At 71.3% G+C, this 23,344-nt stretch carries 23 protein-coding genes and 1 tRNA gene; 16 read left to right on the plus strand and 8 right to left on the minus strand.

Translation table 11 applies throughout. The features are described 5' to 3' along the window. Positions 1-5: 5 nt before the first annotated feature. A complete protein-coding gene (locus tag Q8X39_RS14385) occupies positions 6-338 on the minus strand; it encodes a hypothetical protein (RefSeq protein ID WP_305750371.1) in 333 nt (110 codons plus the stop codon). 254 nt (positions 339-592) lie between these two features. Between Q8X39_RS14385 and Q8X39_RS14390 the strand changes: the two genes are divergently transcribed. From Q8X39_RS14390 to clsB, 5 genes are all read left to right on the plus strand, one after another. Continuing rightward, the gene (locus Q8X39_RS14390) at positions 593-1,222 is read left to right on the plus strand and encodes a glutathione S-transferase family protein (protein ID WP_305750372.1); all 630 of its coding nucleotides are present in this window, start codon (positions 593-595) and stop codon (positions 1,220-1,222) included. Further along, positions 1,219-1,659, plus strand: a complete 441-nt coding sequence (locus Q8X39_RS14395; RefSeq protein WP_305750373.1) for a hypothetical protein — start codon at positions 1,219-1,221, stop codon at positions 1,657-1,659. Before Q8X39_RS14390 ends, Q8X39_RS14395 begins: the two co-directional genes overlap by 4 nt. A gap of 97 nt (positions 1,660-1,756) precedes the next feature. Then, entirely contained in the window at positions 1,757-2,266 is a 510-nt protein-coding gene (gene nudB / locus Q8X39_RS14400; protein ID WP_305750374.1) for a dihydroneopterin triphosphate diphosphatase, read from the plus strand. Continuing rightward, positions 2,263-3,072, plus strand: a complete 810-nt coding sequence (locus Q8X39_RS14405) for an endonuclease/exonuclease/phosphatase family protein (RefSeq protein WP_305750375.1) — start codon at positions 2,263-2,265, stop codon at positions 3,070-3,072. Before nudB ends, Q8X39_RS14405 begins: the two co-directional genes overlap by 4 nt. Further along, complete coding sequence (gene clsB / locus Q8X39_RS14410; protein ID WP_305750376.1) at positions 3,069-4,439, plus strand: cardiolipin synthase ClsB; 1,371 nt, start codon at positions 3,069-3,071, stop codon at positions 4,437-4,439. The genes Q8X39_RS14405 and clsB overlap by 4 nt, the downstream gene beginning before the upstream one ends. A 189-nt stretch (positions 4,440-4,628) precedes the next feature. Here the strand turns inward: clsB and htpX are convergent, their stop codons facing one another. The 6 genes from htpX to Q8X39_RS14440 form a co-directional block, all read right to left on the minus strand. Next, entirely contained in the window at positions 4,629-5,504 is an 876-nt protein-coding gene (gene htpX / locus Q8X39_RS14415; RefSeq protein ID WP_305750377.1) for a protease HtpX, read from the minus strand. 126 nt (positions 5,505-5,630) lie between these two features. Beyond that, positions 5,631-7,427, minus strand: a complete 1,797-nt coding sequence (gene aspS, locus Q8X39_RS14420; RefSeq protein WP_305750378.1) for an aspartate--tRNA ligase — start codon at positions 7,425-7,427, stop codon at positions 5,631-5,633. Positions 7,428-7,520: 93 nt separating this feature from the next. Next, complete coding sequence (locus tag Q8X39_RS14425; protein WP_305750379.1) at positions 7,521-8,210, minus strand: DUF502 domain-containing protein; 690 nt, start codon at positions 8,208-8,210, stop codon at positions 7,521-7,523. A gap of 58 nt (positions 8,211-8,268) precedes the next feature. Further along, positions 8,269-8,631, minus strand: coding sequence for an FmdB family zinc ribbon protein (locus Q8X39_RS14430; RefSeq protein WP_305750380.1), 363 nt, complete (start codon positions 8,629-8,631; stop codon positions 8,269-8,271). A gap of 86 nt (positions 8,632-8,717) precedes the next feature. Beyond that, on the minus strand, positions 8,718-10,298 hold the full coding sequence (gene ubiB, locus Q8X39_RS14435; protein ID WP_407068013.1) for a ubiquinone biosynthesis regulatory protein kinase UbiB: 1,581 nt from the start codon (positions 10,296-10,298) through the stop codon (positions 8,718-8,720). An 8-nt stretch (positions 10,299-10,306) separates the two neighbouring features. Beyond that, complete coding sequence (locus Q8X39_RS14440; RefSeq protein WP_305750382.1) at positions 10,307-10,822, minus strand: hypothetical protein; 516 nt, start codon at positions 10,820-10,822, stop codon at positions 10,307-10,309. A gap of 173 nt (positions 10,823-10,995) precedes the next feature. Here Q8X39_RS14440 and galE point away from each other — a divergent pair, with 173 nt between their 5' ends. The 11 genes from galE to Q8X39_RS14495 all read left to right on the plus strand — a co-directional run bounded on the left by galE (position 10,996) and on the right by Q8X39_RS14495 (position 22,171). After that, entirely contained in the window at positions 10,996-12,045 is a 1,050-nt protein-coding gene (gene galE / locus Q8X39_RS14445; RefSeq protein ID WP_305750383.1) for a UDP-glucose 4-epimerase GalE, read from the plus strand. Positions 12,046-12,144: 99 nt separating this feature from the next. After that, a complete protein-coding gene (locus tag Q8X39_RS14450; RefSeq protein ID WP_305750384.1) occupies positions 12,145-13,425 on the plus strand; it encodes a glutamate-5-semialdehyde dehydrogenase in 1,281 nt (426 codons plus the stop codon). Positions 13,426-13,441: 16 nt separating this feature from the next. Continuing rightward, complete coding sequence (gene queC, locus Q8X39_RS14455; protein WP_305750385.1) at positions 13,442-14,149, plus strand: 7-cyano-7-deazaguanine synthase QueC; 708 nt, start codon at positions 13,442-13,444, stop codon at positions 14,147-14,149. Positions 14,150-14,195: 46 nt separating this feature from the next. Then, positions 14,196-14,756 carry a LemA family protein gene (locus tag Q8X39_RS14460; RefSeq protein ID WP_305750386.1) on the plus strand — a complete coding sequence of 187 codons (561 nt, stop codon included), beginning with the start codon at positions 14,196-14,198 and terminating at the stop codon, positions 14,754-14,756. A 152-nt stretch (positions 14,757-14,908) separates the two neighbouring features. After that, positions 14,909-15,889, plus strand: a complete 981-nt coding sequence (locus tag Q8X39_RS14465) for a hypothetical protein (protein ID WP_305750387.1) — start codon at positions 14,909-14,911, stop codon at positions 15,887-15,889. Between the two features lie 134 nt (positions 15,890-16,023). Then, positions 16,024-17,352, plus strand: a complete 1,329-nt coding sequence (rsmB, locus tag Q8X39_RS14470; protein ID WP_305750427.1) for a 16S rRNA (cytosine(967)-C(5))-methyltransferase RsmB — start codon at positions 16,024-16,026, stop codon at positions 17,350-17,352. 237 nt (positions 17,353-17,589) lie between these two features. Continuing rightward, positions 17,590-18,108: a DUF4390 domain-containing protein gene (locus Q8X39_RS14475; protein ID WP_305750388.1), complete on the plus strand. Its 519-nt coding sequence runs from the start codon at positions 17,590-17,592 to the stop codon at positions 18,106-18,108. Positions 18,109-18,176: 68 nt separating this feature from the next. Then, the gene (locus Q8X39_RS14480; protein ID WP_305750389.1) at positions 18,177-20,525 is read left to right on the plus strand and encodes a sensor histidine kinase; all 2,349 of its coding nucleotides are present in this window, start codon (positions 18,177-18,179) and stop codon (positions 20,523-20,525) included. A gap of 7 nt (positions 20,526-20,532) precedes the next feature. After that, positions 20,533-21,390 (plus strand): response regulator, encoded by an 858-nt coding sequence (locus Q8X39_RS14485; RefSeq protein ID WP_305750390.1) that lies wholly within the window; start codon positions 20,533-20,535, stop codon positions 21,388-21,390. A 68-nt stretch (positions 21,391-21,458) separates the two neighbouring features. After that, positions 21,459-21,534: transfer RNA gene (locus Q8X39_RS14490), tRNA-Phe, on the plus strand. A gap of 154 nt (positions 21,535-21,688) precedes the next feature. Next, positions 21,689-22,171: a DUF488 domain-containing protein gene (locus Q8X39_RS14495; protein WP_305750391.1), complete on the plus strand. Its 483-nt coding sequence runs from the start codon at positions 21,689-21,691 to the stop codon at positions 22,169-22,171. Here the strand turns inward: Q8X39_RS14495 and Q8X39_RS14500 are convergent. Continuing rightward, positions 22,128-22,952 (minus strand): hypothetical protein, encoded by an 825-nt coding sequence (locus Q8X39_RS14500; protein ID WP_305750392.1) that lies wholly within the window; start codon positions 22,950-22,952, stop codon positions 22,128-22,130. The genes Q8X39_RS14495 and Q8X39_RS14500 overlap by 44 nt on opposite strands. Positions 22,953-23,344 lie beyond the last annotated feature (392 nt).

Raw genomic sequence — 23,344 nt, forward strand, 5'->3', positions numbered from 1 at the left:
CGGCCTCAGGCGGGGCCGGCCGAACGCAATGCCTCGAGGCTGCTCACCGCCCCGACGTGGTCGTTGTGCCGGACCTGCCAGGCGGCCTGTTCCAGCACCACCCGCTGCTGCGCCGTGCCGGCGTCGGCGACCAGCTCGCGGCGGGCCCGCTGGATCGCGTGCAGGGCCTGCCCGCGGTGGTCGCAGGACAGCTCGACCTGGGCGGTGCGCAGCTCGGCGTTCAGGCGCGCGCGGGCGCTGGAGGACTCGACCGGCTCGATGGCATCGCTGCTGCCGTAGCCGACGGCGCCGGTCAGGGCGGTCACCAGGGCGACCACGGGCGTGGTGGCGTTGATCATGCGGAGCTCCTTGCAGGACGACGGTGGGGATGACGGGCCGGACCCGATCCGACAGGCCGATGCTGGGCGGCCCGGATGTCAGCGCCGCTTCCGGATCGGGCTCGCCTGTTTCAGCTGCAACGTGGCACGAGGTGACGATCACCGGCGACCCGGCGACCCGTGGCATCGCCGCGATTGCGGACTTGCCCGGGGCCGACAGGCGCGGGCTTCTGCGCTACGGTCGGCGTCCATTGCCTGCCTCCCGGAGAGCCTTCATGCCCAGCGAACTCGTCTACTACACCCACCCGCAGTCGCGCGGCCGCATCGCGCACTGGATGCTCGAGGAGGTCGGCCAGCCCTACGACACCGTCTGGCTGCCCTTCGGGCCGGAGATGAAGTCGGCCGACTACCGCGCCATCAACCCGATGGGCAAGGTGCCGGCGCTGCGCGACGGCGATGCCGTCGTGACCGAGGCCGCCGCGATCTGCGCCTACCTGGCCGACCGCTTTCCCCAGGCCGGCCTGGCGCCCGAGCCCGGCCGCCGCGAGCGCGCCGCCTACCTGCGCTGGCTGTTCTTCGCCGCCGGGCCGCTCGAACAGGCGACCGTCGCGCATGCGCTGGGCTGGCAGGTGCCCGAAGGCCGCAGCGGCATGGTCGGCTTCGGCAGCCGGGACGACACGCTGGCCGCGCTCGAAGGCCTGCTGTTGAACTCGACCTGGGTCTGCGGCGAGCGTTTCAGCGCGGCCGACGTCTACCTCGGCTCCAGCCTGGGCTGGGGCCTGATGTTCGGCACCATCGACCGTCGCCCGGCCTTCGAGGCCTACGTCGCCCGCGCCCAGGCCCGCCCGGCTGCGCAGCGTGCCCACCAGATCAACGAGGCCCGCATCGCGGCGACGAAGGCATGACGAACCGGCCCGCAACCTGGACCGCGCTGGCCGGCCTGCTGGCTCTTGGCGCGATCACGCCGGCGCGCGCGCAGGAGGCGGCCCAGCCCCTGCCCGCCATCCCGTACACCCGCGTGGCCGAGGCGCTGGCCGCGCTGGCGGCACGCGACGGCAACGGCACCGTCGTCACCCATGCCGACGGCTGGACCACCGTCAACGAGCCGATGGCCTCGGCCCAGTGGTCCTTCACGCCCGCCGGCCACCCGGCCCACCCGGCGCTGGTGCGCCGCATCGTCGAGCGCCAGCCGGTCGGCGAGCTGCGCATCGACGTCCAGACGCTCTGCGAATCACCCAGCGCGGCCGCCTGCGCCCAGCTGCGCAGCGACTTCGAGGCCATGAACGACCGCATCCGCCAGGCCATGAAGGCGCGTGGGCGCATGCCGCAGCAGGCGCGCTGAAGGCAGGGAACGCGGGGAACGGCCGCCTGCCGTCCGACCCAGGTCATGGCCGGCCGGTATCCTGAGAGGATCGCCACCCGCGCCCCGTCCGTCGACCATGTCATTGCCCGAACCCGTCGTCCCGCCGGCATCGTCCCGACCGACCAAGATCCCCGAATCGGTGCTGGTCGTGATCCACACGCCCGAGCTGGAGGTGCTGCTGATCGAGCGGGCCGACAAGCCCGGCTACTGGCAGAGCGTGACCGGCTCGAAGGACCATCCCGACGAGGACCTGCGCCTGACCGCCGTGCGCGAAGTGGCCGAGGAGACCGGCATCGTGGTCGGCTCGGCGGCGGTGCCCGAGGCGGCCCTGCGCGACTGGGCGCTGCGCAACGTCTACGAGATCTACCCGGTCTGGCGCCACCGCTACGCAAGCGGCGTGACGCACAACACCGAGCATGTCTTCGGCCTGACCGTACCGCGCGACATCGCCGTGACGCTGGCCCCGCGCGAGCACCTGCAGCATGCCTGGCTGCCCTGGCGCGAGGCGGCCGACCGCTGCTTCTCGCCGAGCAACGCCGAGGCGATCCTGATGCTGCCCCGCCACGCGCCCGGGGCTCGCCCATGACGCGCAGCCTGCGCCCGGTCCCGCGCGTCGACCCCGAGGGCGGCCCGAGCCGGCACCTGCGGGTGGCGACCTACAACATCCACAAGGGCGTGCGCGGGGTCGGTCCGCGCAAGCGCCTGGAGATCCACAACCTGGGCGATGGCGTGGCCCAGCTCGATGCCGACCTGGTCTTCCTGCAGGAAGTCCGGCTGTTCCACCACGGCGACGCGCGACGCTTCGACCACACCTCGTTCGGCTGGCCGGCCCAGGGCCAGGCCGAGTTCCTCGCGCCCGACGGCTACGAGACCGCCTACCGCACCAACGCGGTGACGAACGGCGGCGAGCACGGCAACGCGCTGCTGTCGCGCTGGCCGCTGGGCGACATCGGCCACCACGACGTGTCGGACCACCGCTTCGAGCAGCGCGGCCTGCTGCACGCGATCGTGCACTGGCAGGGCGTGGCGGTGCACGGCATCGTGGCCCACTTCGGGCTCTTCCATGCCAGCCGGATGCGCCAGGCGCTGCGCCTGGGCGAGTACGTCGCCAGCCGCGTGCCGGCCGACGCGCCGGTGATCGTCGCGGGCGACTTCAACGACTGGGGCGAGCGGCTCGACCCGGCCTTCACGCGGGCCGGGCTGGCACGCGCGGCGGTGGCTGGGGTGGGGCGGCATCCGCTGACCTTCCCGTCGCGGCTGCCGCTGTTCTCGCTCGACCGGGTCTACACCCGCGGGCTGCGCTGCCTGCGCACCGAGGTGCCGCGCGGCGCACGCTGGGCCCGCATGTCGGACCACCTGCCGCTGGTGGTCGAGCTGGAGCTGACCGGGTGACGACGCCGGCGCCGCCGCTGGAGAAGGCCCGCCATCGCCTGCGCCGTGGCCGCTATGGCTGGTACCTGCAGCAGCGCCCGGTGCTGCAGGGGGGTCACCGGATCACGCTGCTGCGCGGGGGCGAACAGCTGTTCCCGGCGATGCGCGCGGCGATCGACGCGGCGCAGCACGAGGTCTGGCTGGCAACCTACATCTTCAACGACGACGACGAGGCGCTGGCCATCGCCGATGCGCTGGTGGCCGCCGCTGCGCGGGGCGTGCGGGTGCGGGTGGTGATCGACGGCTTCGGCACCAAGCACAGCCGCAGCCGCATCGAGCGACGCCTGAGCGCCGCGCCCGGCGTCGTGCCGGTCCCGTCCGGCCGCAGCGCCCGGCGGCTGCAGCTGGCGGTGTTCCGTCCGATCGAGCGCTGGACCCACTGGCTGCAGCCCGGCCAGCTGCGCCGACTGCACATGAAGCTGTGCACGGTCGACGACACGGTCGGCTACATCGGCGGCATCAACCTGATCGACGACCGCATCGACCTCAACCACGGCCGCACCGAGGCGCCCCGGCTGGACTATGCGCTGGCGGTGCACGGGCCGGTCGTTGACACGATGGCGCAGGTGGTCCGTGCGATGTGGTCGCGCGCCTGGCATGGTCGCGACTGGCGCGATGCGCTGCGCCGGCTGATCGTCGCGCCGCGGCCGGTCCAGCGCCTGCGCACGCTGATGCGCGAGCTGCGCATGCCGATGCGACCCGGGACGCAGGCGGGTTCAGGCGAGCCGGTGCTTCCGGCGACGCTGCAGCCGGTCCAGGCCGCCCTGGTGGTGCGCGACAACCTGCGCCAGCGCCGCACCATCGAACGCGCCTGCATCGAGGCGATGCGCGGCGCGCAGCGGCGCATCTGGCTGGTCACGCCCTACTTCTATCCCGGCACCGATTTCCGCCAGGCCCTGGCCGACGCGGCACGGCGCGGCGTCGAGGTCCGCCTGCTGCTGCAGGGCAAGGCCGACTACCGCCTGGCCGCCTGGGCGGCGCGCGCGCTCTACCGCGAGCTTCACCTGCACGGCGTGCATGTCCACGAGTACCTGCCGGCCTTCCTGCATGCCAAGGTCATGCTGATCGACGACGACTGGTGCACGGTCGGCAGCAGCAACATCGACCCGCTGTCGCTGCTGCTCAACCTGGAGGCCAACCTGATCGTGTCGGATGCCGGCTTCCACGCCACGCTGGCCACCGAGCTGTCGCGGGCCTTTGCCGACAGCCGCGAGATCCTGCCGGACAGCCTGCGCGAAGGCAGCTGGATGCGGCTGGTGCGCCGCGCGGTGGTCGCGTGGGTGGCGTATGTCTACCTGCGCGTGGCTGGCGTGACAGGCCGGTACTAGGTGCCCCTCGCCCGGCGGGTACGCCGGTCGATCCCCCGTGGGGATGCGGGCCGGCTTGGGGCGGCCCGGCGCTCGGCCCGGGGGGTATGAGGTGCCCCTCGCCCGGCGGGTACGCCGGTCGATCCCCCGTGGGGATGCGGGCCGGCTTGGGGCGGCCCGGCGCTCGGCCCGACGGGGCAGGGGCTCCGATCAGCGGGCGTTTTCGAGGGCGCGGATGCGCTCCTCGATCGGCGGGTGGCTGGACATCAGCGCCATCAGGCCGCCGGCGCGGCTGCCGATGCCGAGGGCTGCGATGCTCTTGGGCAGGTCGCCGGGCTCGAGGCCGCCCAGGCGTGCCAGCGCACGCTGCATCGGCACGCGGCTGCCCATCAGCTGCGCGGCGCCGGCGTCGGCGCGGAACTCGCGCTGGCGCGAGAACCAGGCCACCACCATCGCGGCGACCACGCCCAGGACGATGTCGAGCACGATGGTCGAGACGTAGTAGCCGATGCCCGGCGCGTCCTTGTCGTTCTTCAGGATCACGCGGTCGACCACGTAGCCGACCACGCGCGAGAGGAAGACGACGAAGGTGTTCATGACGCCCTGGATCAGCGTCATCGTGACCATGTCGCCGTTGGCGACGTGGGCGACCTCGTGGCCGATGACGGCCTCGACCTCCTCGCGCGACATGCTCTGCAGCAGGCCGGTCGAGACGGCCACCAGGGCCGAGTTCTTGAACGCGCCGGTGGCGAAGGCATTGGGCTCGCCCTCGTAGAGCGCGACCTCGGGCATCTGGATGCCGGCGGCGGCCGAGAAGCGCTGCACCGTGCCGACGATCCAGCGGTGCATCGGGTCGTGCGAGTCGTTGATGACGACCGCGCCGGTGCTCCACTTGGCCATCGGCTTGGACATCAGCAGCGAGATGAAGGCGCCGCCGAAGCCCATGATCAGCGCGAAGCCCAGCAGCGCGCCGAGGTTCAGGCCGTTGGCGGTCAGGAACTTGTTGACGCCGAGCAGGCTGGCCGTGACGCCCAGCACCAGCATCACGGCGAGGTTGGTGACGAGGAAGAGCGCAATGCGTTTCATGTGGGTTCCGACGAAGGTGGAGGCGCGAGACGCGAAGCCCTCAGATGCAGGCAGGCCCTGAAAAGTTCAAGCCGGCTGCACGCACGATGGCGTGAGCCGGCTTGAAGGGCCCGGGCGGTGCGGGTTTCAGCCCTGGGCGGCGATCGTGGCGTTGCGCAGGCGGATGTGCAGCTCGCGCAGCTGCTTCTCGTCGACCAGGCTGGGCGCGCCGGTCAGCAGGCACTGGGCCCGCTGGGTCTTCGGGAAGGCGATGACGTCGCGGATCGACTCGGCCTTGGTCATCAGCGTGACCAGGCGGTCCAGGCCGAAGGCCAGGCCACCGTGCGGCGGCGCGCCGTACTGCAGCGCATCGAGCAGGAAGCCGAACTTGACCTGGGCGTCTTCCTTGTTGATGTTGAGCGCGCTGAAGACCTTGCTCTGCACCTCGGCGCGGTGGATCCGCACCGAGCCGCCGCCGAGCTCCCAGCCGTTCAGGACCATGTCGTAGGCCTTGGCGATGCAGGCACCCGGGTCGGTGTCCATCAGGTCCTCGTGACCGTCCTTGGGCGCCGTGAAGGGGTGGTGCACCGCGTTCCAGCGGCCCTCTTCCTCGTCGTGCTCGAACATCGGGAAGTCGACCACCCACAGCGGCGCCCACTTGTCCTCGAACAGGCCGAGCTTCTTGCCGAACTCGCTGTGGCCGACCTTGATGCGCAGCGCGCCGATGGCGTCGTTGACGACCTTGGCCTTGTCCGCGCCGAAGAAGATCAGGTCGCCGTTGCAGGCACCGGTGCGGGCGATGATCTCGGCGATCGCGCCGTCGTGCAGGTTCTTGACGATCGGCGACTGCAGGCCGTCACGGCCCTTGCCGGCGTCGTTGACCTTGATCCAGGCCAGGCCCTTGGCGCCGTAGATCTTGACGAACTCGGTGTAGCCGTCGATCTCGCCGCGGCTCATCTCGGCACCGCCGGGCACGCGCAGGGCGACGACGCGGCCGCCCTTGCTCTGGGCCGGGGTCGAGAAGACCTTGAAGTCGACGTCCTTCATGACCTCGGTCAGCTCGGTGAACTGCAGCTTGACGCGCAGGTCGGGCTTGTCCGAGCCGTACTTGAACATCGCCTCGGCATAGGTCATCACCGGGTAGACCGGCAGGTCGACGCCGATGGCGTGGCGGAAGACCGTGCGGATCATGCCCTCGAACATCGCGCGGATCTCCTCCTCGCCCATGAAGGAGGTCTCGATGTCGATCTGCGTGAACTCGGGCTGGCGGTCGGCGCGCAGGTCCTCGTCGCGGAAGCACTTGGTGATCTGGTAGTAGCGGTCGAAGCCCGCGACCATCAGCAGCTGCTTGAACAGCTGGGGCGACTGCGGCAGCGCGAAGAAGTGGCCGTCGTGCACGCGGCTGGGCACGAGGTAGTCGCGCGCGCCCTCGGGCGTGCTCTTGGTCAGCATCGGGGTCTCGATGTCGACGAAGCCGTTGGCGTCGAGGAACTTGCGCACCTCCATCGCGACGCGGTAGCGCAGCATCAGGTTCTTCTGCATCTGCGGGCGGCGCAGGTCCAGCACGCGGTGCGTCAGGCGGGTGGTCTCGCTGAGGTTCTCGTCGTCGAGCTGGAAGGGCGGCGTCACGCTGGGGTTGAGCACCTCCAGCGCGTGGCACAGCACCTCGACCTTGCCCGAGACCAGTCCGGCGTTCTCGGTGCCCGACGGCCGGGCGCGGACCAGGCCGGTGACCTTCAGGCAGAACTCGTTGCGCACACCCTCGGCCGTCTTGAACATGTCGGCGCGATCGGGGTCGCAGACGATCTGCACGATGCCTTCGCGGTCACGCAGGTCGATGAAGATCACGCCCCCGTGGTCGCGACGGCGATGGGCCCAGCCCATCAGGGTGACGGTCTGGCCCATCAGCTTCTCGCTGACGAGGCCTGCATAGCTGCTGCGCATGGTGGGGAGTCTCCGGGGCAAGTCTGTTCGGGTGGGAAAGCGCCCGGGCACGGGCCGGGCGCGGGGCGGGCACCAGGCCCGCCGGGGCGGTCGTCAGTTTCGGGCCGGCTCGACCGCGGACGTCGCCACTGCAGCGTTCGCAGCGGCGTGGTCGCCGCCACCGTGGCCGCCGGGCTCGGGGCCGACGACGCCCATCGAGATGATGTACTTCAGCGCCTCGTCCACGCTCATCGCCAGCGGTCGCACGTCGGTGCGCGGGGCGATCAGGAAGAAGCCCGAGGTTGGGTTGGGCGTGGTCGGCACGTAGAGGCTGACGAAGTCGCCATCGAGCGCCTGGCCGACCTCGCCGCCGGGCTTGCCGGTGACGAAGGCGATGGTCCACAGCCCTTCGCGCGGGTACTGCACCAGCACCGCCTCGCGAAAGGCCTGGCCGCTGCTGGAGAACAGCGTGTCCGACACCTGCTTGACCGAGCTGTAGATCGACTTGACGATGGGGATGTTCTGGAACACGCGGTCCCACATCCGGATCCACCACTGACCGACGAAGTTGGCCACGAACATGCCGGTCAGCAGCATCAGGCCGATCAGCACGATCACGCCCAGACCCGGCACGTGCGCCAGCGCCTCGAGGGCGGCTGCCGCGCTGGTCGGCAGCACGGCGGCGGCCATCGACAGCAGCGCCTGGAAGACGCCGTCGAGCACGCCCAGCACCCAGGCCAGCACCCAGATGGTGACGGCCAGCGGGAGCCAGACAAGCAGGCCGGCGACGATGTATTTCTTCACGACGGGGCGCCCAGCGGCGTGGTGAGGACGGACGGTTGAGGAAGCCGACGACGCGGGGTCAGTGGCAGGCGCAGGAGCCGCCGCAGGACGCGCCACCCGAGGCGCCACCGGAGGCGGACGCGGTCGGGCCGCTGTCGCCGCTGGTACTGCCACCGGTGTTGCCGCCGGTGTTGCCACCGTCAGCCGGCGCCGGGGTCGCGCCCGTTGCCGGTGCGCTGGCGGTACCCGAGGAACTGCCGCCGTTGCGGAAGTCGGTCGCGTACCAGCCCGAGCCCTTGAGCTGGAAGCCGGCGGCGGTCACCTGCTTGGCGTAGGCCTCGGCGCCGCAGGACGGGCAGGTGGTCAGTGCCGGGTCGGACATTTTCTGCAGCACGTCCTTGGCATGTCCACACGCGCTGCATCGGTAGGCATAGATCGGCATGGCTGTTGAAACAGTGGATCAGACCGTTGATGCGAAACCCAAAATTATAGGTGGCAGGCATGACCGGCTGCCTCCCGACCCCCGGCTCAGTGCAGTCGGTGCAGCCAGTGCCACAGCCCGGGCAGCAGCCACCAGGCGAACAGCGCGCCGCTGACGAAGCCGCCCGTCGCGCCCAGGCCGATGGTCAGCAGCCGGTTGGTGCGGCGCTGCTCGCGCAACAGCGCGCGCAGCAGCTGGTCGTGGGCAGGGTCAGGATGGGCCTGCCGCCTGAGCGCATCGTGCAGCAGCCGCGGCAGCTCGGGGATCAGCTTGGCGTAGCGCGGGGCCTCGTCCTTGATCGACGCCAGCAGCGCGCGCCAGCCGACCTGCTCGTTCATCCAGCGCTCGAGGAAGGGCTTGGCGGTCTGCCACAGGTCCAGTTCCGGATCGAGCTGACGCCCCAGCCCCTCGACGTTGAGCAGCGTCTTCTGCAGCAGCACCAGCTGCGGCTGGATCTCGACGTTGAAGCGGCGCGAGGTCTGGAACAGCCGCATCAGCACCTGGCCCAGCGAGATGTCCTTGAGCGGTCGGTCGAAGTGCGGCTCGCAGACCGCCCGCACCGCGCCTTCGAGCTCGTCGACGCGCGTGCTGGCCGGCACCCAGCCGGACTCGACATGCAGCTCGGCCACGCGCCGGTAGTCGCGCCGGAAGAAGGCCAGGAAGTTCTGCGCCAGGTATTCCTTGTCGCGTGAATCGAGCGTCCCGACGATGCCGAAGTCCAGCGCGATGTAGCGCCCGAAGGTCGCCGGCGCGATCGACACCATGATGTTGCCGGGGTGCATGTCGGCGTGGAAGAAGCCGTCGCGGAAGACCTGCGTGAAGAAGATCGTCACGCCGTCGCGGGCCAGCTTGGGGATGTCCACGCCGGCCGCGCGCAGCGTGTCGATCTGGCTGATCGGCACGCCGCGCATGCGCTCCATCACCAGCACCTCGGCGCTGGAGAGGTCCCAGATCATCTCGGGGATCAGCAGCAGGTCCAGGCCGGACATGTTGCGGCGCAGCTGGGCCGCGTTGGCGGCCTCGCGGCCGAGGTCCAGCTCGTCGTGCAGGTACTTGTCGAACTCGGCGACGACCTCGCGCGGACGCAGCCGGCGACCGTCGGGCGACAGGCGCTCGATCCAGGCGGCGGCCTTGCGCAGCAGGCCCAGGTCGGCCTCGATGATGTCGAGCACGTTCGGGCGCAGCACCTTGACGGCGACCTCGCGGCCGTCGTGCAGCACGCCGAAGTGGACCTGCGCGATCGAGGCGCTGGCCACCGGATCGGGCTCGAAGCTGCGGAACACCGCCTCGATCGGCCTGCCGAGCGAGCGTTCGACCATGGCACGCGACTGCTCGCTCGGGAACGGCGGCACGCGGTCCTGCAGCCGCGCCAGCTCGTCGGCGATGTCGTGCGGGATGAGGTCGCGGCGGGTCGACAGGACCTGGCCGAACTTGACGAAGATCGGCCCCAGCCGCTCCAGCGCCAGGCGCAGGCGTTCGCCGCGCGGCGCGTCGTGGGTGCGGCCAATCGCCAGCACGCGGGCCAGCAGCCGCAGGCCGGCATGCGGCAGGCTGCGCAGGACCAGCTGGTCCATGCCGTGGCGCATCAGGACCCAGACGATCAGGCCCAGGCGCAGCGTGTTGCGCAGGCTGCCCTTCATGCCTGCGGGCGCAGGCGTTGCAGCAGGGCCTGGATGCCCTGTACGGCGGCGCGGCCGAATTGCGCCAGCTGGCGGGCCGGCGCGTCGCCGACGACGCGGGCGAGGTCGTCCTCGATGTCCCAGCGCAGGTGCTCGGCCAGCCAGCCGATCTCGGCGGCCAGGCCGACGTCGCCGCGCACGGCCATCGGCGGGCGTCCCTGGGCGCCGGCGAAGGCCCAGGCGGTCAGCGCCGGCTGGTCCAGCGAGACCACCAGCGTGCGGGCTGGATCGACCGGGTCGGCGGCCGAGCCGTCCTCGACCTCCAGCAGGCCGGCCGGCGTGACGCGCCATTGCGCCGGGGGCGGCGGTGGCAGGAAGGCCGGCCAGCCGGTCCACTCGACCTCGACCAGCGCGCCGGTGTGGTCCATCAGCCGGCGCATGGCCTCGGGCTCGGCGGCGATGACGTGGTTGACCAGCAGCGTGACGCGGGCCTGGGCCTCGCGGCCAAGGGGTTCGAGCAGGGTTTGAAACATCGCGGAATTGTAGGAGGCAGTTCACGAAACCTTGATCCGGCGCGATGTCCGGCGCGCAGGGGGTTTGACAGAATGTTTTGTCCGGGATCTGTCGAGTCTGCTGTCCTGGAATGGCCGCGCCGGGCAGGTGGCGGGGCCAGGCTGTACCACCTCCTGCCACGGAATCGACCGCCATGACCACTGTCCTCCTGACCGGTGCCACCGGCTACATCGGCTCCCACACCTGGATCGCGCTCAAGCAGGCCGGCTACGACGTCGTCGGCGTCGACAACTTCGCCAACAGCTCGCCGCAGGTGCTTGACCGGCTCGCGCTGCTGCTGGGCGAGGCGCCGGTGTTCGAGGAGGCCGACGTCAACGACGGTGCCGCGATGGCGCGCGCCATCTCGGCCCACGGCGCCCAGGCGGTGGTGCACTTCGCCGCCCACAAGGCGGTCGGCGAGTCGGCCGAGAAGCCGCTCGAGTACTTCCGCAACAACCTCGGCGGCCTCGTCAGCGCGGCCCAGGCGATGGCCGACCAGGACGTCTTCTCGCTGGTCTTCAGCTCCTCGGCGACGGTCTATGGCCAGCCCGAGACCCTGCCGATCGCCGAGACCGCCGCGCTGTCGGCCACCAACCCCTACGGCCTGACCAAGCTGATGGGCGAGCAGCTGCTGCGCGAGCTGGAGCGCTGCGACCCGCGCTGGAAGATCGCCTACCTGCGCTACTTCAACCCGGTCGGCGCCCATCCCAGCGGCCTGATCGGCGAGGACCCGCGTGGCATCCCGAACAACCTGATGCCCTACGTGGCCCAGGTCGCCGTCGGCAAGCGGCCCTTCCTGCAGGTCTACGGCAACGACTACGGGACGCCCGACGGCACGGGGGTGCGCGACTACATCCACGTGCTGGACCTGGCCGCCGGCCACGTCGCGGCGGTGCGGCACCTGCTCGAACGCAAGCAGTCGCTGACGGTCAACCTCGGCACCGGCCAGGGCTACAGCGTGCTCGACGTGATCCGTGCCTTCGAGCGCGCCAGCGGCCGCCCGGTGCCGTACAAGACCGTCGCGCGCCGCCCCGGCGACGTCGCCGCCTGCTACGCCGACGCGACGCTGGCGCGCGAGCTGCTGGGCTGGCAGGCCGAGCGCGGCCTGGACGCGATGTGCGAGGACGCCTGGCGCTGGCAGTCTCGCAACCCGCAGGGCTATGCGCCGGCGCTGGGTGCGGCCGGCACCTCGATGGCGGCCTGATCCGGGCCTGGCCTCGGCCACGTCCCGAGACGCGTTTTGCGGCCTCGGGACGACCCTGCCGGGGCCTGCGCGGTGGCCTGCTCTGCGACAATCCGGGCCATGGACGTGCACGATCTTTCCGCCTACATGGCCCATGTCGGCGCTGCCGCCCGCAGCGCCTCGACCCGCATGGCGGCCGCCTCCACGGCGGCCAAGAACGAGGCCCTCGTGGCGCTCGCCCGGCTGCTGCGTGACAACGGCCCGACGCTGGCCGAGGCCAATGCCCGCGACCTGACGGCCGCGGCCGCGGCCGGTCTCGACGGCCCGATGCTTGACCGCCTCAAGCTCGGCGACAAGGTCATCGCCACGGTGGCCGAGGGCTGCGAGCAGATCGCCGCGATGCCCGATCCGATCGGCGAGATCCTCAACCTGAGGCGCCGCCCGAGCGGCATCAGCGTGGGCCAGATGCGCGTCCCGCTGGGTGTCTTCGGCATGATCTACGAGAGCCGCCCGAACGTGACCATCGAGGCCGCCTCGCTGGCCATCAAGAGCGGCAACGCGGCGATCCTGCGCGGCGGCTCCGAGGCGCTGCATTCCAACGTCGCGCTGTGGAAGCTGGTCCAGGCCGCGCTGCTGGAAGCCGGTCTGCCGGCCGAGGCGGTGCAGCTGATCGAGACCACCGACCGCGCCGCCGTCGGCAAGCTGATCACCATGCCCGAATCGGTCGACGTGATCATCCCGCGCGGCGGCAAGGGCCTGATCGAGCGCATCAGCGCCGAAGCCCGCGTGCCGGTCATCAAGCACCTGGACGGCAACTGCCACACCTACGTCGATGCCGAGGTCGACCTCGACATGGCCCTGGTCGTGACCGAGAACGCCAAGACCCAGAAGTACAGCCCCTGCAACGCGACCGAGTCGCTGCTGGTGCATGCGGCCCAGGCCGAGGCCTTCCTGCCGCGCATCGCGGCGGTGTTCGCCGCCAAGGGCGTGGAGGTGCGCGGCTGCGCCCGCACGCTGGCGGCCGTCGCCGGCGTGCCCGGCCTGAAGACCGCGGCGGCGACCGAGCAGGACTGGGGCGAGGAATACCTCGGCCCCATCATCAGCGCCAGGGTGGTCGACTCGCTCGACGAGGCCATCGCCCACATCAACCGCCACGGCTCGCACCACACCGACGCGATCCTCACGACCCACCACCCGAGCGCGATGCGCTTCCTGCGCGAGGTCGACTCGGCCAGCGTGATGGTCAACGCCAGCACCCGCTTCGCCGACGGCTTCGAGTACGGCCTGGGCGCCGAGATCGGCATCAGCACCGACAAGTTCCACGCCCGCGGCCCGGTCGGCCTGGACGGGCTGACCTCGCTGAAGTACGTCGTGCTGGGCCAGGGCGAGATCCGCACCTGATCGGGCTGCCACCGCGATGAGCCGTGACCCGCGCACCGCCCTGGTCCTGTTCTCGGGCGGGCAGGACTCCACCACCTGCCTGGCCTGGGCGCTGGACCGCTACGCGCGGGTCGAGACCGTGGCCTTCGACTACGGCCAGCGCCACCGCATCGAGCTGGACTGCCGCCTGACCGTGCGCGCCGAGGTCCGCCGCCGCTTCCCCGACTGGACCGACCGCCTCGGCGACGACCACCTGCTGGACCTTTCCGTGCTGGGCCAGGTCGGCGACAGCGCGCTGACGGTCGAGCGCGGGATCGAGATGCAGGCCAACGGCCTGCCCAACACCTTCGTGCCCGGCCGTAACCTGCTGTTCCTGACGCTGGCCGGCGCGCTGGCCTACCGGCGCGGCGCCAGCGTGCTGGTCGGCGGCATGTGCGAGACCGACTATTCCGGCTATCCGGATTGCCGCGACAACACGCTCAAGGCGCTGCAGGTCGCGCTGTCGCTGGGCCTGGCCGCGCCGATGACGCTCGAGACGCCGCTGATGTTCCTGACCAAGGCGCAGACCTGGGCGCTGGCCGAGGACCTCGGCGGCGCCGCGCTGGTCGAGCTGCTGGTCGAGCACAGCCACACCTGCTACCTCGGCGAGCGCGGCCAGCGCTATCCCTGGGGCTACGGCTGCGGCCACTGCCCGGCCTGTGCGCTGCGTGCCGCCGGTCATGCGGCCTGGCTGGGCGGGCGCTGAGCCGCGTCGCCGCCGGCACCGTCGCACCAACCCGAACCCGAACCCGATGCCGAGCACGCTCGCCTGGGCCCTCTTCCTGGCCGTGCTCGGCTTCTGGATGCTGGGCGCGCACAACCGGCTGGTGCGGCTGCGGCACACGATGCGGTCGGCCTATGCGCCGCTGTCGAGCGCACTGCGCCAGCGCCATGCCGTCGCGCTGACGCTGGCCGAGACCTCGCGCTCACGCATGGCCGATGCGCCGCAGGCCGACCTTGTCGATGCTGCCGCAGGCGCCGCGCGCCGGGCCGGCCATGCCTGCGACCAGGTCCAGCTCAAGTCGCTGCGCGGCGACGTCCTCCAGCAGCTCGCCGTCGCCGAGGAACGCCTGGTGGCGATGCTGGAGGAGCTTGGCCTCGCGCTGCAGGACCTGACCTCGGGCGACGGCCCCGATCCGGCCATCAGCGATCTGCTGCGCCAGCGCGACCAGCTGCAGGAGCAGATCGCCTTCTCGCGCCAGGTCTACAACCGCGCCGCCGACGACTACAACCAGGCCATCGCGCTGTTCCCGACCACGCTGGTGGCCAACCTGCTGCGCTTCCACCGCGCACCCGAGTTCCCGCCGATCTGAGCCCTGCCGCCGGGCGCGGGTTACACGCGCCGGCTGGACAAGCGCCCGGCAGCGGCGGAGCATAGGCAGGCCTTCCGCCCCGATCGCCCGTTCCCATCCCGCCTCTGGCGCAGTTCCAGGCCGTGCATGCCGAGATGACCGAGACGCCCGCGATGCCTCCTCCTGCCGTCCTGCCCATGGCCGCACCTGCTGTCCCGGACTCGCCCGCCACCCTCGGGCCGGTGACGGTGCCGATGGGTGCCGCCCCGCGTGTGGCGACCGGCGGCCGGTCGGCCGTGCCGCTCGGACCGGCGGCACGCGACGCCTGGGCCCGGCTGCGGCTGCGGCGTGGGCCCGGCGAGCTGCGCGCGATGCTGCTGGCGCTGGTCCTGACGCCCGGCAGCTCGCGCGAGCGGCAGTGCTGGATCGAGGAGACCGACGACCTCGATGGCGCCGCCTTCCTGATGGGCGACCTCGAGACCCTGCCCGCGCATGCCCGCCTGCCGGCGCTGGAGGCGGTGCTGGCGCATGCCGCCCTGCTGCCGCTGGCCGACCGGCAGGACCTTGCGCCGGCGGTGCGCCGCGTGATGTGCGCCGACGGCCGCGTGCGTCCGCTCGACCGCCTCAAGCTGCTGCTGGTGCGGCACCGCCTGGCCGGCGTCCAGGTGCCGCAGCGGGCCAGCCTGCGCGAAGCCGATCCGGACCTCGGCCACCTGCCGCTGGCGCTGCGCATCGCGGCGGCCGACGTCAGCGCCTTTCTGGCGCGCCTGGTGCCGCAGGCCGATCCGCGCGTCCGTGTCTGTGCGGCCGGGGCCGGCTGGCATGCCCGCGTCGTCACGGCGCTGTGGGGCAGCTCGCCGCATCCGCCCGCCTGCCAGGTGCCCGACACCGACGCGCTGGTGCGCGCGCTCCAGACCCTGCGCCATCTCGACTGGATGCGCCGGCCGCTGCTGGTGCGGGTCTGGCTGGACGCGCTGCATGCGCTGGCCGAGCAGGTGGGTGCGCCGGCCGCCAGCGGCGGCGTGTCCGGGCTCGGCGGGCTGGACCTCGACGGCGCCGAAGCCCTGCGCATCGCCTGCGGGTTGCTCGACACCCCGGTGCCGCCCGAGCTGTCGCGCCTGTTCGCCGAACTGCCGGGTGCGCCGGCGGCCTGACAGGGCGCGCAGCCTGCGCCCGTAGACTGCCGCCCGTGACCCGAACCGACCCCGCCCACGCGCGCCGCGCTGCCGCCTTCGCCGCTGCCCTTCCTGCCGCCCATCCCGCTGATGCCCACCTCTCGCCGGCCAGCCTGCCGCTGCAGCGCCTGCTCGGCCATGCCGCCGATGCGGTCGGCGCCGTGCTGGCCGGGCGCTCGCTGACCGACGCGCTGGCCGCCTGCCCGGCGCCGGCCCGTCCCGGCACCCAGGCGCTGGCCTTCCATGCACTGCGCCAGCTGGGCGGCGCCCAGCGCGCGCTGGCCCACCTGGCGCCGCGCAAGCCGCCACCGGAGGTCGCCTCGCTGCTGTTGTGCGCGCTGGCGCTGCTGTGGCCGCAGACCGACCCGGATGCCGCCACACCCAGCTACGCCGATCACACCCTGGTCGACCAGGCGGTGGCCTGCATGCGCCAGCGGCGTGCGGCCAGCGCCGGCTTCGTCAACGCCGTGCTGCGGCGCTTCCAGCGCGAGCGCGACGCCCTCGTGCCAGCCTGGCAGGCCGACGACCCGGTCGTGCGCTGGCAGCATCCGCGCTGGTGGATCGAGCGCCTGCAGCGCGACTGGCCGCAGCACTGGCAAGCGCTGTTGACGGCGGCCAACCGCGCCGCGCCGATGGCCTTGCGCGTCCATGCCCGCCAGACCGATGCGGTCGGCTACCTGGCCGAGCTGGCCGAGGCCGGCATCGAGGCCGAGGCGGTCGGCACCCATGCGCTGGTGCTGACCCGCCCGGTGCCGGTGACGGCGCTGCCGGGCTTCGCCACCGGCCGCGTCTCGGTGCAGGACCTGTCGGCCCAGATCGCCGCGCCGCTGCTGCTGGGCGAGGGCGCCGACCGCCTGCCGGCCGGCGCCCGCGTGCTCGACGCCTGCGCCGCGCCCGGCGGCAAGACCGCCCACCTGCTGGAGCTGGCCGACCTGGACCTGCTGGCGCTGGACGTCGAGCCCGAACGCCTGGCTCGCGTCGACGACACCCTGCGCCGCTGCGGCCTGAAGGCCGACCTGAAGGCGGCCGACGCCGCCCGCGTCGACCGCTGGTGGGACGGCCGGCCCTTCGACGCCATCCTGCTCGACGCGCCGTGCAGCGCCTCGGGCATCGTGCGGCGCCATCCGGACGTGCGCTGGCTGCGCCGCCCGGCCGACATCGACGCGCTGGTGCGCACCCAGGCCGGGCTGCTGGACGCGCTCTGGCCGCTGCTCAGGCCGGGCGGTCGTCTCGTCTACGCGACATGCTCGGTCTTCAAGGCCGAAGGCGAGGCCCAGCTTGCGGCGTTTCTGCAACGAAGCAGCGATGCACGCACACAAGCGGTGCCCGGTCATCGCCTGGGCATCGCTGAAAATGGTCCCAAGACGGCGGGCGAGGCGTCCGTGCAACCCGCGATCCGGGGTGACGGCTTCTTCTACGCCCGCGTCGACAAGATTTCCTGACCTGCGGCGACGACGTCCCGGGTCGCGGAGCGGCCCGACGGGCGCGTGGCCGCGAACCGGCCGGATGCGACGCAGCGGTGACGCCAGCCCCCGCTCCCCATCCCCGTGTCCTCGCCCGCTCCGACCGACCTTCGCACCCTCGCCCTGCCCCTGGCGGCAGCCGGTGCGGGCGCGTCCGGGCCTGCGGCGGCGCGGTGCCGAATCGGGTGCGGCTGGCGTGTCCTGCTGGCCCTGCTGGTGCTGCGGGCGACCGGCCTGATGCCAGCCCGGGCCGCCGCCCCGGTCGAGCTGGCCCGGCTGGAGGTACTGCGCACCGAACAGGGCCTGGCGATCGACTTCGACGCCCGCTTCGAGCTGCCTGCCGGCGTCGAGGACGCGCTGCTCAAGGGCGTCGCGCTGCACTTCGTCGCCGAGGCCGAGCTGCTGCGCTCGCGCTGGTACTGGCGCGACAAGCGCCTGGCCCAGGCGCGCCGGACCTGGCGCCTGGCCTACCAGCCGCTGACGCTGAACTACCGCGTCAGCCTGGGCGGCCTGTCACAGACCTACGCGACCCTGAACGAGGCGCTGCGCGCCATCCAGCGCCTGAGCCCCTGGCGGATCGGTGACGCCGACGACGCCCAGGAGGCCGACTCGCTCGAATTCCGCTACTGGCTGGACGTCGACCAGCTGCCCCGGCCGCTGCTGATATCGGTCGGCAACCAGCCGGAATGGAGCCTGCGCATCGAGCGTACGATCCTGCTGCCGCCGGCCCGCTGAGGCCGCGCCAGTCCGCCGCTTCCCGCCGCCCCCGAGCGCGTGCGCGCCTTCCCTTCCACCTGCCGCCGATGAGTCGCCGTTCCCTGCGCTGGACCCTGCTGGTCGCCCTGATCGCCGCCGGCGCGACCGTGCTGGTGCTGGCCTTCCTGCTGGCCGTCGCCACCAACAACCGGGCCCTCTACGAACGCCACTTCGGCTGGCTGCTGTGGGTCAACATCGGCGTGGCCTCGGTGCTCGGGCTGGTCGTCCTGGCCGCGCTGGTCCACCTGTGGCGGCGCATGAAGCGCGGCAAGTTCGGCAGCAAGCTGCTGTTCAAGCTCGCGGCCATCTTCGCCTTCGTCGGCGTGGTACCGGGTGCGCTGATCTACGGCGTGTCCTACCAGTTCGTCTCGCGCAGCATCGAGAGCTGGTTCGACGTCGAGGTCGAGGGCGCGCTCGAGTCCGGTCTCAACCTCGGCCGCACCTCGCTGCAGATGCTGGTGACCGACCTGGGCGGCAAGACCCGCCTGGCCGCCGAACGCGCCGCCGAGACGCCCGACCGCCTCGGCGTCATCGCCCTGGAGCGCCTGCGCGAGCAGCTCGCCGCGCAGAGCGTCGCGGTGCTGTCGCCCAACGGCCAGGTGATCGCCAGCGCCGGCGGCTCTCTAGCCAGCGCCTTCCTGCCCGACCGGCCCAGCGCGGCCATGCTGCGCCAGGCCCGCAGCCAGCGCGTGCTGTCGCAGCTCGAGGGCCTGGACGGCGACCCGAGCGAGAAGCGCGACCAGCTCGCCACCATCCAGGACGCCCGCATCCGCGTGATCGCCTGGGTGCCCTCTGGCACCTACAGCCTGACCAGCGAGGATCGCTTCCTGCAGGTCTCGCAGCAGGTCCCCTTCGAGCTGGCCAACAACGCCCTGCACGTGCAGGCCGCCTACAGCGAGTACCAGCAGCGCGCGCTCGGCCGCCTGGGCCTGCGCAAGATGTACATCGGCACGCTGACGCTGGCGCTGATCCTGGGCGTCTTCAGCGCCCTGCTGCTGGCCGCCGCGCTCGGGCACCAGCTGGCCCGGCCGCTGCTGGTGCTGGCCGACGGCGTGCGCCAGGTGGCCAGCGGCGACCTGCGGCCCAAGGAGGTCTTCAGCTCGCGCGACGAGCTTGGCGGCCTGACGCGGTCCTTCGCCGACATGACCCAGCAGCTGGCCGACGCGCGGGCCCAGGTCCAGACCAGCCTGGCGACCGCCGAGAGCGCACAGGCGCACCTGCAGACCATCCTCGACAACCTCAGCGCCGGCGTGATCCTGTTCGCCGCGCGCGGCCTGGTCGACACGGTGAACCCCGGCGCGGCGCGCATCCTGCGCGTGCCGATGGCCGCCTGGCGCGGTCACCCGCTGGCCCAGGTGCCTGGGCTGGAGACCTTCTCGCGCTCGATCGACCAGCACTTCGAGCGCGCCCTGCAGGACACCGCCGATGGCGCCGACACCCCCAGCCCCGAGCGCGAGCGCGGCCACTGGCAGCACACCTTCGAGCTGGCCGGCGTCGACGGTGCCGAGCTGACCCTGCTGGTGCGCGGCGCGCTGCTGCCCGACGGCAACCGCCTGATCGTCTTCGACGACATCAGCGACGTCGTCTCGGCCCAGCGCAGCGTCGCCTGGGCGGAGGTCGCCCGCCGTGTCGCCCACGAGATCAAGAACCCGCTGACGCCGATCCAGCTGTCGGCCGAGCGGCTGCGCCACAAGCTCGAGGCCAAGCTCTCCGAGCCCGATGCGCAGATGCTCGAACGCTCGGTCTCGACCATCGTCAACCAGGTCCAGGCCATGAAGACGCTGGTCAACGAGTTCCGCGACTACGCCCGGCTGCCGGCCGCGCAGCTGGTCGCGCTGGACCTCAACGAGCTGGTCGGCGAGGTGCTCGGCCTGTACGGCCAGCACCTCGAGTCCGGCCGGCTCGAAGCCCGGCTGGCCGGCGACCTGCCGCCGTTGATCGGCGACGCCAGCCAGCTGCGCCAGGTCATCCACAACCTGGTCCAGAACGCGCTGGACGCGGTGGCCGAACGCGGCGAGGCCGGTCATGTCGTCGTCTGCACCGAGGCCGCCCAGCACGACGACGGCAGCCTGCGCAGCGTGCGGCTGAAGGTGCAGGACAACGGTGCCGGCTTCAGCGAGGCGCTGCTCAAGCGCGCCTTCGAACCCTATGTCACGACCAAGAGCCGGGGCACCGGATTGGGCCTCGCGGTGGTCCGCAAGATCGTCGAGGAACACGGTGCGCGCATCCAACTCGGTAACCTTGCCGACTTGACGCCTGTTCAACCGGGTAGCCCCCCGCGGAGTGGTGCGCAAGTTTCGATATCATTTTCCCGCTGGGCAGAGACGGCCCAGCCGGCCCTCGATGCCCGGACGCCCCGGGGTCGAACCCCGCCTCCCCTGGTGAGCGTGTCCTGATTCCCCCATGGCCAACATCCTTGTCGTCGACGACGAAATGGGCATTCGTGCCCTGCTGCACGAAATCCTTTCGGACGAAGGCCACCATGTCGAACTCGCGGAGAACGCGGCCCAGGCCCGTGCCGCGCGCGAACGCATGCGACCCGACCTGGTCCTGCTCGACATCTGGATGCCCGATGTCGATGGCATCACCCTCCTGAAGGAGTGGGGTGCCGCGACCCAGATGGGCATGCCCGTGATCATGATGTCCGGTCACGGCACCATCGACACGGCGGTCGAGGCCACCAAGTACGGCGCGATGGCCTTCCTCGAGAAGCCCATCACCCTCCAGAAGCTGCTGCGCGCGGTCGAACAGGGCCTGGCCAAGCCGGCGCCCGCCGCCGCCCCGCGAGCGGCAGCCCCGGCGGTCGCCCCGCTGGGGTCCGGCCTTGGGTTGGCGTCAACGCTCGCACCGATGCGCAGCCCGACCTCCAGCCTCGGCAGCGGCATGGGCGGTGGCATGGGCTACGGCCTGTCCGACCGCGACGTCGGCCTGGCCGACCCGCCGATGCTCGGCAGCGTCACCGGCCACGCGATGGGCCACACCAGCCTGCACCCCGGCAGCCACCCGGTCGGCGGCGCACCGATGATCTCGGCGATGCTGTCCACCGGTCCGCAGCCCGAGCAGAGCTTCTCGCTCGACCGCCCGCTGCGCGAGGCACGCGACGCCTTCGAGAAGGCCTATTTCGAGTTCCACCTCGCCCGCGAGAACGGCAGCATGACCCGCGTGGCCGAGCGCACCGGCCTCGAACGCACCCACCTCTACCGCAAGCTCAAGCAGCTCGGCGTCGACCTCAACCGCAGCAAGCGCGGCGCCGGCAACTGAGGTTCCCCCCGCCAGCCCCACGAAGTGCTGGTGTTCCAGCTATTTCAGGTTATACTTTCGGGCTTGATGGCCTGGTAGCTCAGTTGGTAGAGCAGCGGATTGAAAATCCGCGTGTCGGTGGTTCGATTCCGCCCCAGGCCACCAGAACATTCCGAAGTGCCACGAGCACTCCGCGCAGCAAGACAGCCCGGCTCGACCGGGCTTTTTTGCGCCTCGCGAAAGGCGGTCCGACGGCCGCTATCTCCTCGTGCGCGTCCCGCAGGCGCGCGGTACGCTGAGGGAATTCCAGATCCAGACCATGGCCAGCACCGCGCTCTACACCTTCGGCTACGAGGGCCTGACGATCGAGGCGTTCATCGAGCGGCTCCAGCAGGCCCGCGTGCAACTCATCGTGGACGTGCGTGAACTGCCCTTGTCCCGCAAGAAGGGCTACTCCAAGACCGCCTTCCGCGCCGCGCTGGCTGCAGCCGGGATCGACTATCAACATCGCCCCGCGCTGGGTTGCCCCAAGCCCGTGCGAGATCGCTACAAGGCGGACGGGGATTGGCAGGCGTACACCCACAGCTTCCTGGCCTACCTGTCCACCCAGGCGCCTGAGATCGACGCGCTGAGCCGCACGGCACTAGCCCGTCAGGCCTGTCTGGTCTGTTTCGAGGCCGACTTCGGGTTCTGCCACCGCACCTACGTGGCCCGTGCGGCACATGCGAGCGGCGCTCCCGTCGTCCGGCATCTGACCGCTAGAACAGTGCTTGCTGACGAGCCAGAACGTCTGGCAGCCTAGGCGGGTACAGCACGCTGACGATCAGCCACTGCTTCGGGAAGCGGTGGATGGTGCCGAGCAGGAACAGCACGTCCTTGGCGCCGAACTCGGTGATGTATTTCTGGCGGAACGCGGCCTGCCAGTCAGACCGGCGGTGGATGTTCCAGTACAGGGCGCCAGCTTCCCAGTCCACCAGCTTGTGCGTGTGCTCGGTCGTGCCCGCAGCCGACTCGCAGGCGTAGCGGTAGTGAAAGTCGAAGGGCAGCTTTTTCAACGTCTTCAGCGACCGCTGATCCGCCACGGCATCGAACAGGTTGCCCTGTTGTTGTTCCTGCAGCAGCTTGGCCTTTTCGTCCTCCGTCCAGTCCGGATTCGTCACGGCCTTGATATCCATGCCCAACAGGCGCGTGGGCCTGACCAGTCCCAGCGTCACGCCTCGGGATTCGCGCGCCGCGTCCAGATCCGTGAACGATTCGAAGACCGGCACGGCCTTGATCGCCTCCCGCCGCGCGATCCAGTGATCATCCAAGGGTAGTTGTTCACCTTCGAGTTGAATGGTGTCGACCGATATCCGATGGCTTTCGGGCCTGGCGTCATCCTGGGCTCGGCGGACGCGGGCGCTGATCCATTGCCACTTCTTGAATTGCTGCTGGTCTTCCACGAGCCGGAATGGCACCGGGAACAGTCGCACCAGGCGGCCATCCTCGGCCATCCCGGCCACGCAGGAGGTTTCGACGTAGCGCGCGCTGGGCGACGGGTAGGTCTTGCAGAGGACCAGGATGCGCTGGTGGTCTGATGCCATGTGAGTTCTCCCTGAGATACCGGCATCGTCTATGACCTCGTCCCATCGGCGCACAGGATCAACCCGCTCCCCGCGACGATCGATGATTCGCTTGGGAATATCGATGACATGACGTAGCGTCTTTCCGCGTATCACTCTGCGGCGACCCGCTGCAGACGTTCCTGCGTCGGAGCCTTGATCGCTGCATCCTGGGCGCCGGAGTTTGCGCACCGTGATCGCCAGGTCCGGTGCTGGCCGGTGCTGGCTGTTGCGGGCTGTTGCGGGCCATCGCCCGATATCGCCGGGCTGGCGAGAGACAGCCTGCCGATCCCCGACGTCGGGGGGGGGGGCCGCAAGACGCCAAGCCGAGAAGTTCATCGCACGCGGTGGCGTGAACGACTGGGGCGTGTCCC

It is taken from the genome of Leptothrix discophora (assembly GCF_030705305.1).
In the GTDB taxonomy this organism is placed as follows: Bacteria; Pseudomonadota; Gammaproteobacteria; order Burkholderiales; family Burkholderiaceae_C; genus Sphaerotilus; species Sphaerotilus discophorus.

Excerpts from the sequence above, each read along its gene's own strand:
- Q8X39_RS14460 (WP_305750386.1), top strand. The coding sequence starts at position 14,196 with ATGCCGAGCACGCTCGCCTGGGCCCTCTTCCTGGCCGTGCTCGGCTTC.
- Q8X39_RS14440 (WP_305750382.1), bottom strand. The coding sequence starts at position 10,822 with ATGTTTCAAACCCTGCTCGAACCCCTTGGCCGCGAGGCCCAGGCCCGC.
- htpX (WP_305750377.1), bottom strand. The coding sequence starts at position 5,504 with ATGAAACGCATTGCGCTCTTCCTCGTCACCAACCTCGCCGTGATGCTG.
- galE (WP_305750383.1), top strand. The coding sequence starts at position 10,996 with ATGACCACTGTCCTCCTGACCGGTGCCACCGGCTACATCGGCTCCCAC.
- aspS (WP_305750378.1), bottom strand. The coding sequence starts at position 7,427 with ATGCGCAGCAGCTATGCAGGCCTCGTCAGCGAGAAGCTGATGGGCCAG.
- Q8X39_RS14500 (WP_305750392.1), bottom strand. The coding sequence starts at position 22,952 with ATGGCATCAGACCACCAGCGCATCCTGGTCCTCTGCAAGACCTACCCG.
- Q8X39_RS14395 (WP_305750373.1), top strand. The coding sequence starts at position 1,219 with ATGACGAACCGGCCCGCAACCTGGACCGCGCTGGCCGGCCTGCTGGCT.
- Q8X39_RS14385 (WP_305750371.1), bottom strand. The coding sequence starts at position 338 with ATGATCAACGCCACCACGCCCGTGGTCGCCCTGGTGACCGCCCTGACC.
- nudB (WP_305750374.1), top strand. The coding sequence starts at position 1,757 with ATGTCATTGCCCGAACCCGTCGTCCCGCCGGCATCGTCCCGACCGACC.
- queC (WP_305750385.1), top strand. The coding sequence starts at position 13,442 with ATGAGCCGTGACCCGCGCACCGCCCTGGTCCTGTTCTCGGGCGGGCAG.
- Q8X39_RS14405 (WP_305750375.1), top strand. The coding sequence starts at position 2,263 with ATGACGCGCAGCCTGCGCCCGGTCCCGCGCGTCGACCCCGAGGGCGGC.
- Q8X39_RS14430 (WP_305750380.1), bottom strand. The coding sequence starts at position 8,631 with ATGCCGATCTATGCCTACCGATGCAGCGCGTGTGGACATGCCAAGGAC.
- Q8X39_RS14465 (WP_305750387.1), top strand. The coding sequence starts at position 14,909 with ATGCCTCCTCCTGCCGTCCTGCCCATGGCCGCACCTGCTGTCCCGGAC.
- Q8X39_RS14450 (WP_305750384.1), top strand. The coding sequence starts at position 12,145 with ATGGACGTGCACGATCTTTCCGCCTACATGGCCCATGTCGGCGCTGCC.
- Q8X39_RS14485 (WP_305750390.1), top strand. The coding sequence starts at position 20,533 with ATGGCCAACATCCTTGTCGTCGACGACGAAATGGGCATTCGTGCCCTG.
- Q8X39_RS14495 (WP_305750391.1), top strand. The coding sequence starts at position 21,689 with ATGGCCAGCACCGCGCTCTACACCTTCGGCTACGAGGGCCTGACGATC.
- Q8X39_RS14480 (WP_305750389.1), top strand. The coding sequence starts at position 18,177 with ATGAGTCGCCGTTCCCTGCGCTGGACCCTGCTGGTCGCCCTGATCGCC.
- Q8X39_RS14390 (WP_305750372.1), top strand. The coding sequence starts at position 593 with ATGCCCAGCGAACTCGTCTACTACACCCACCCGCAGTCGCGCGGCCGC.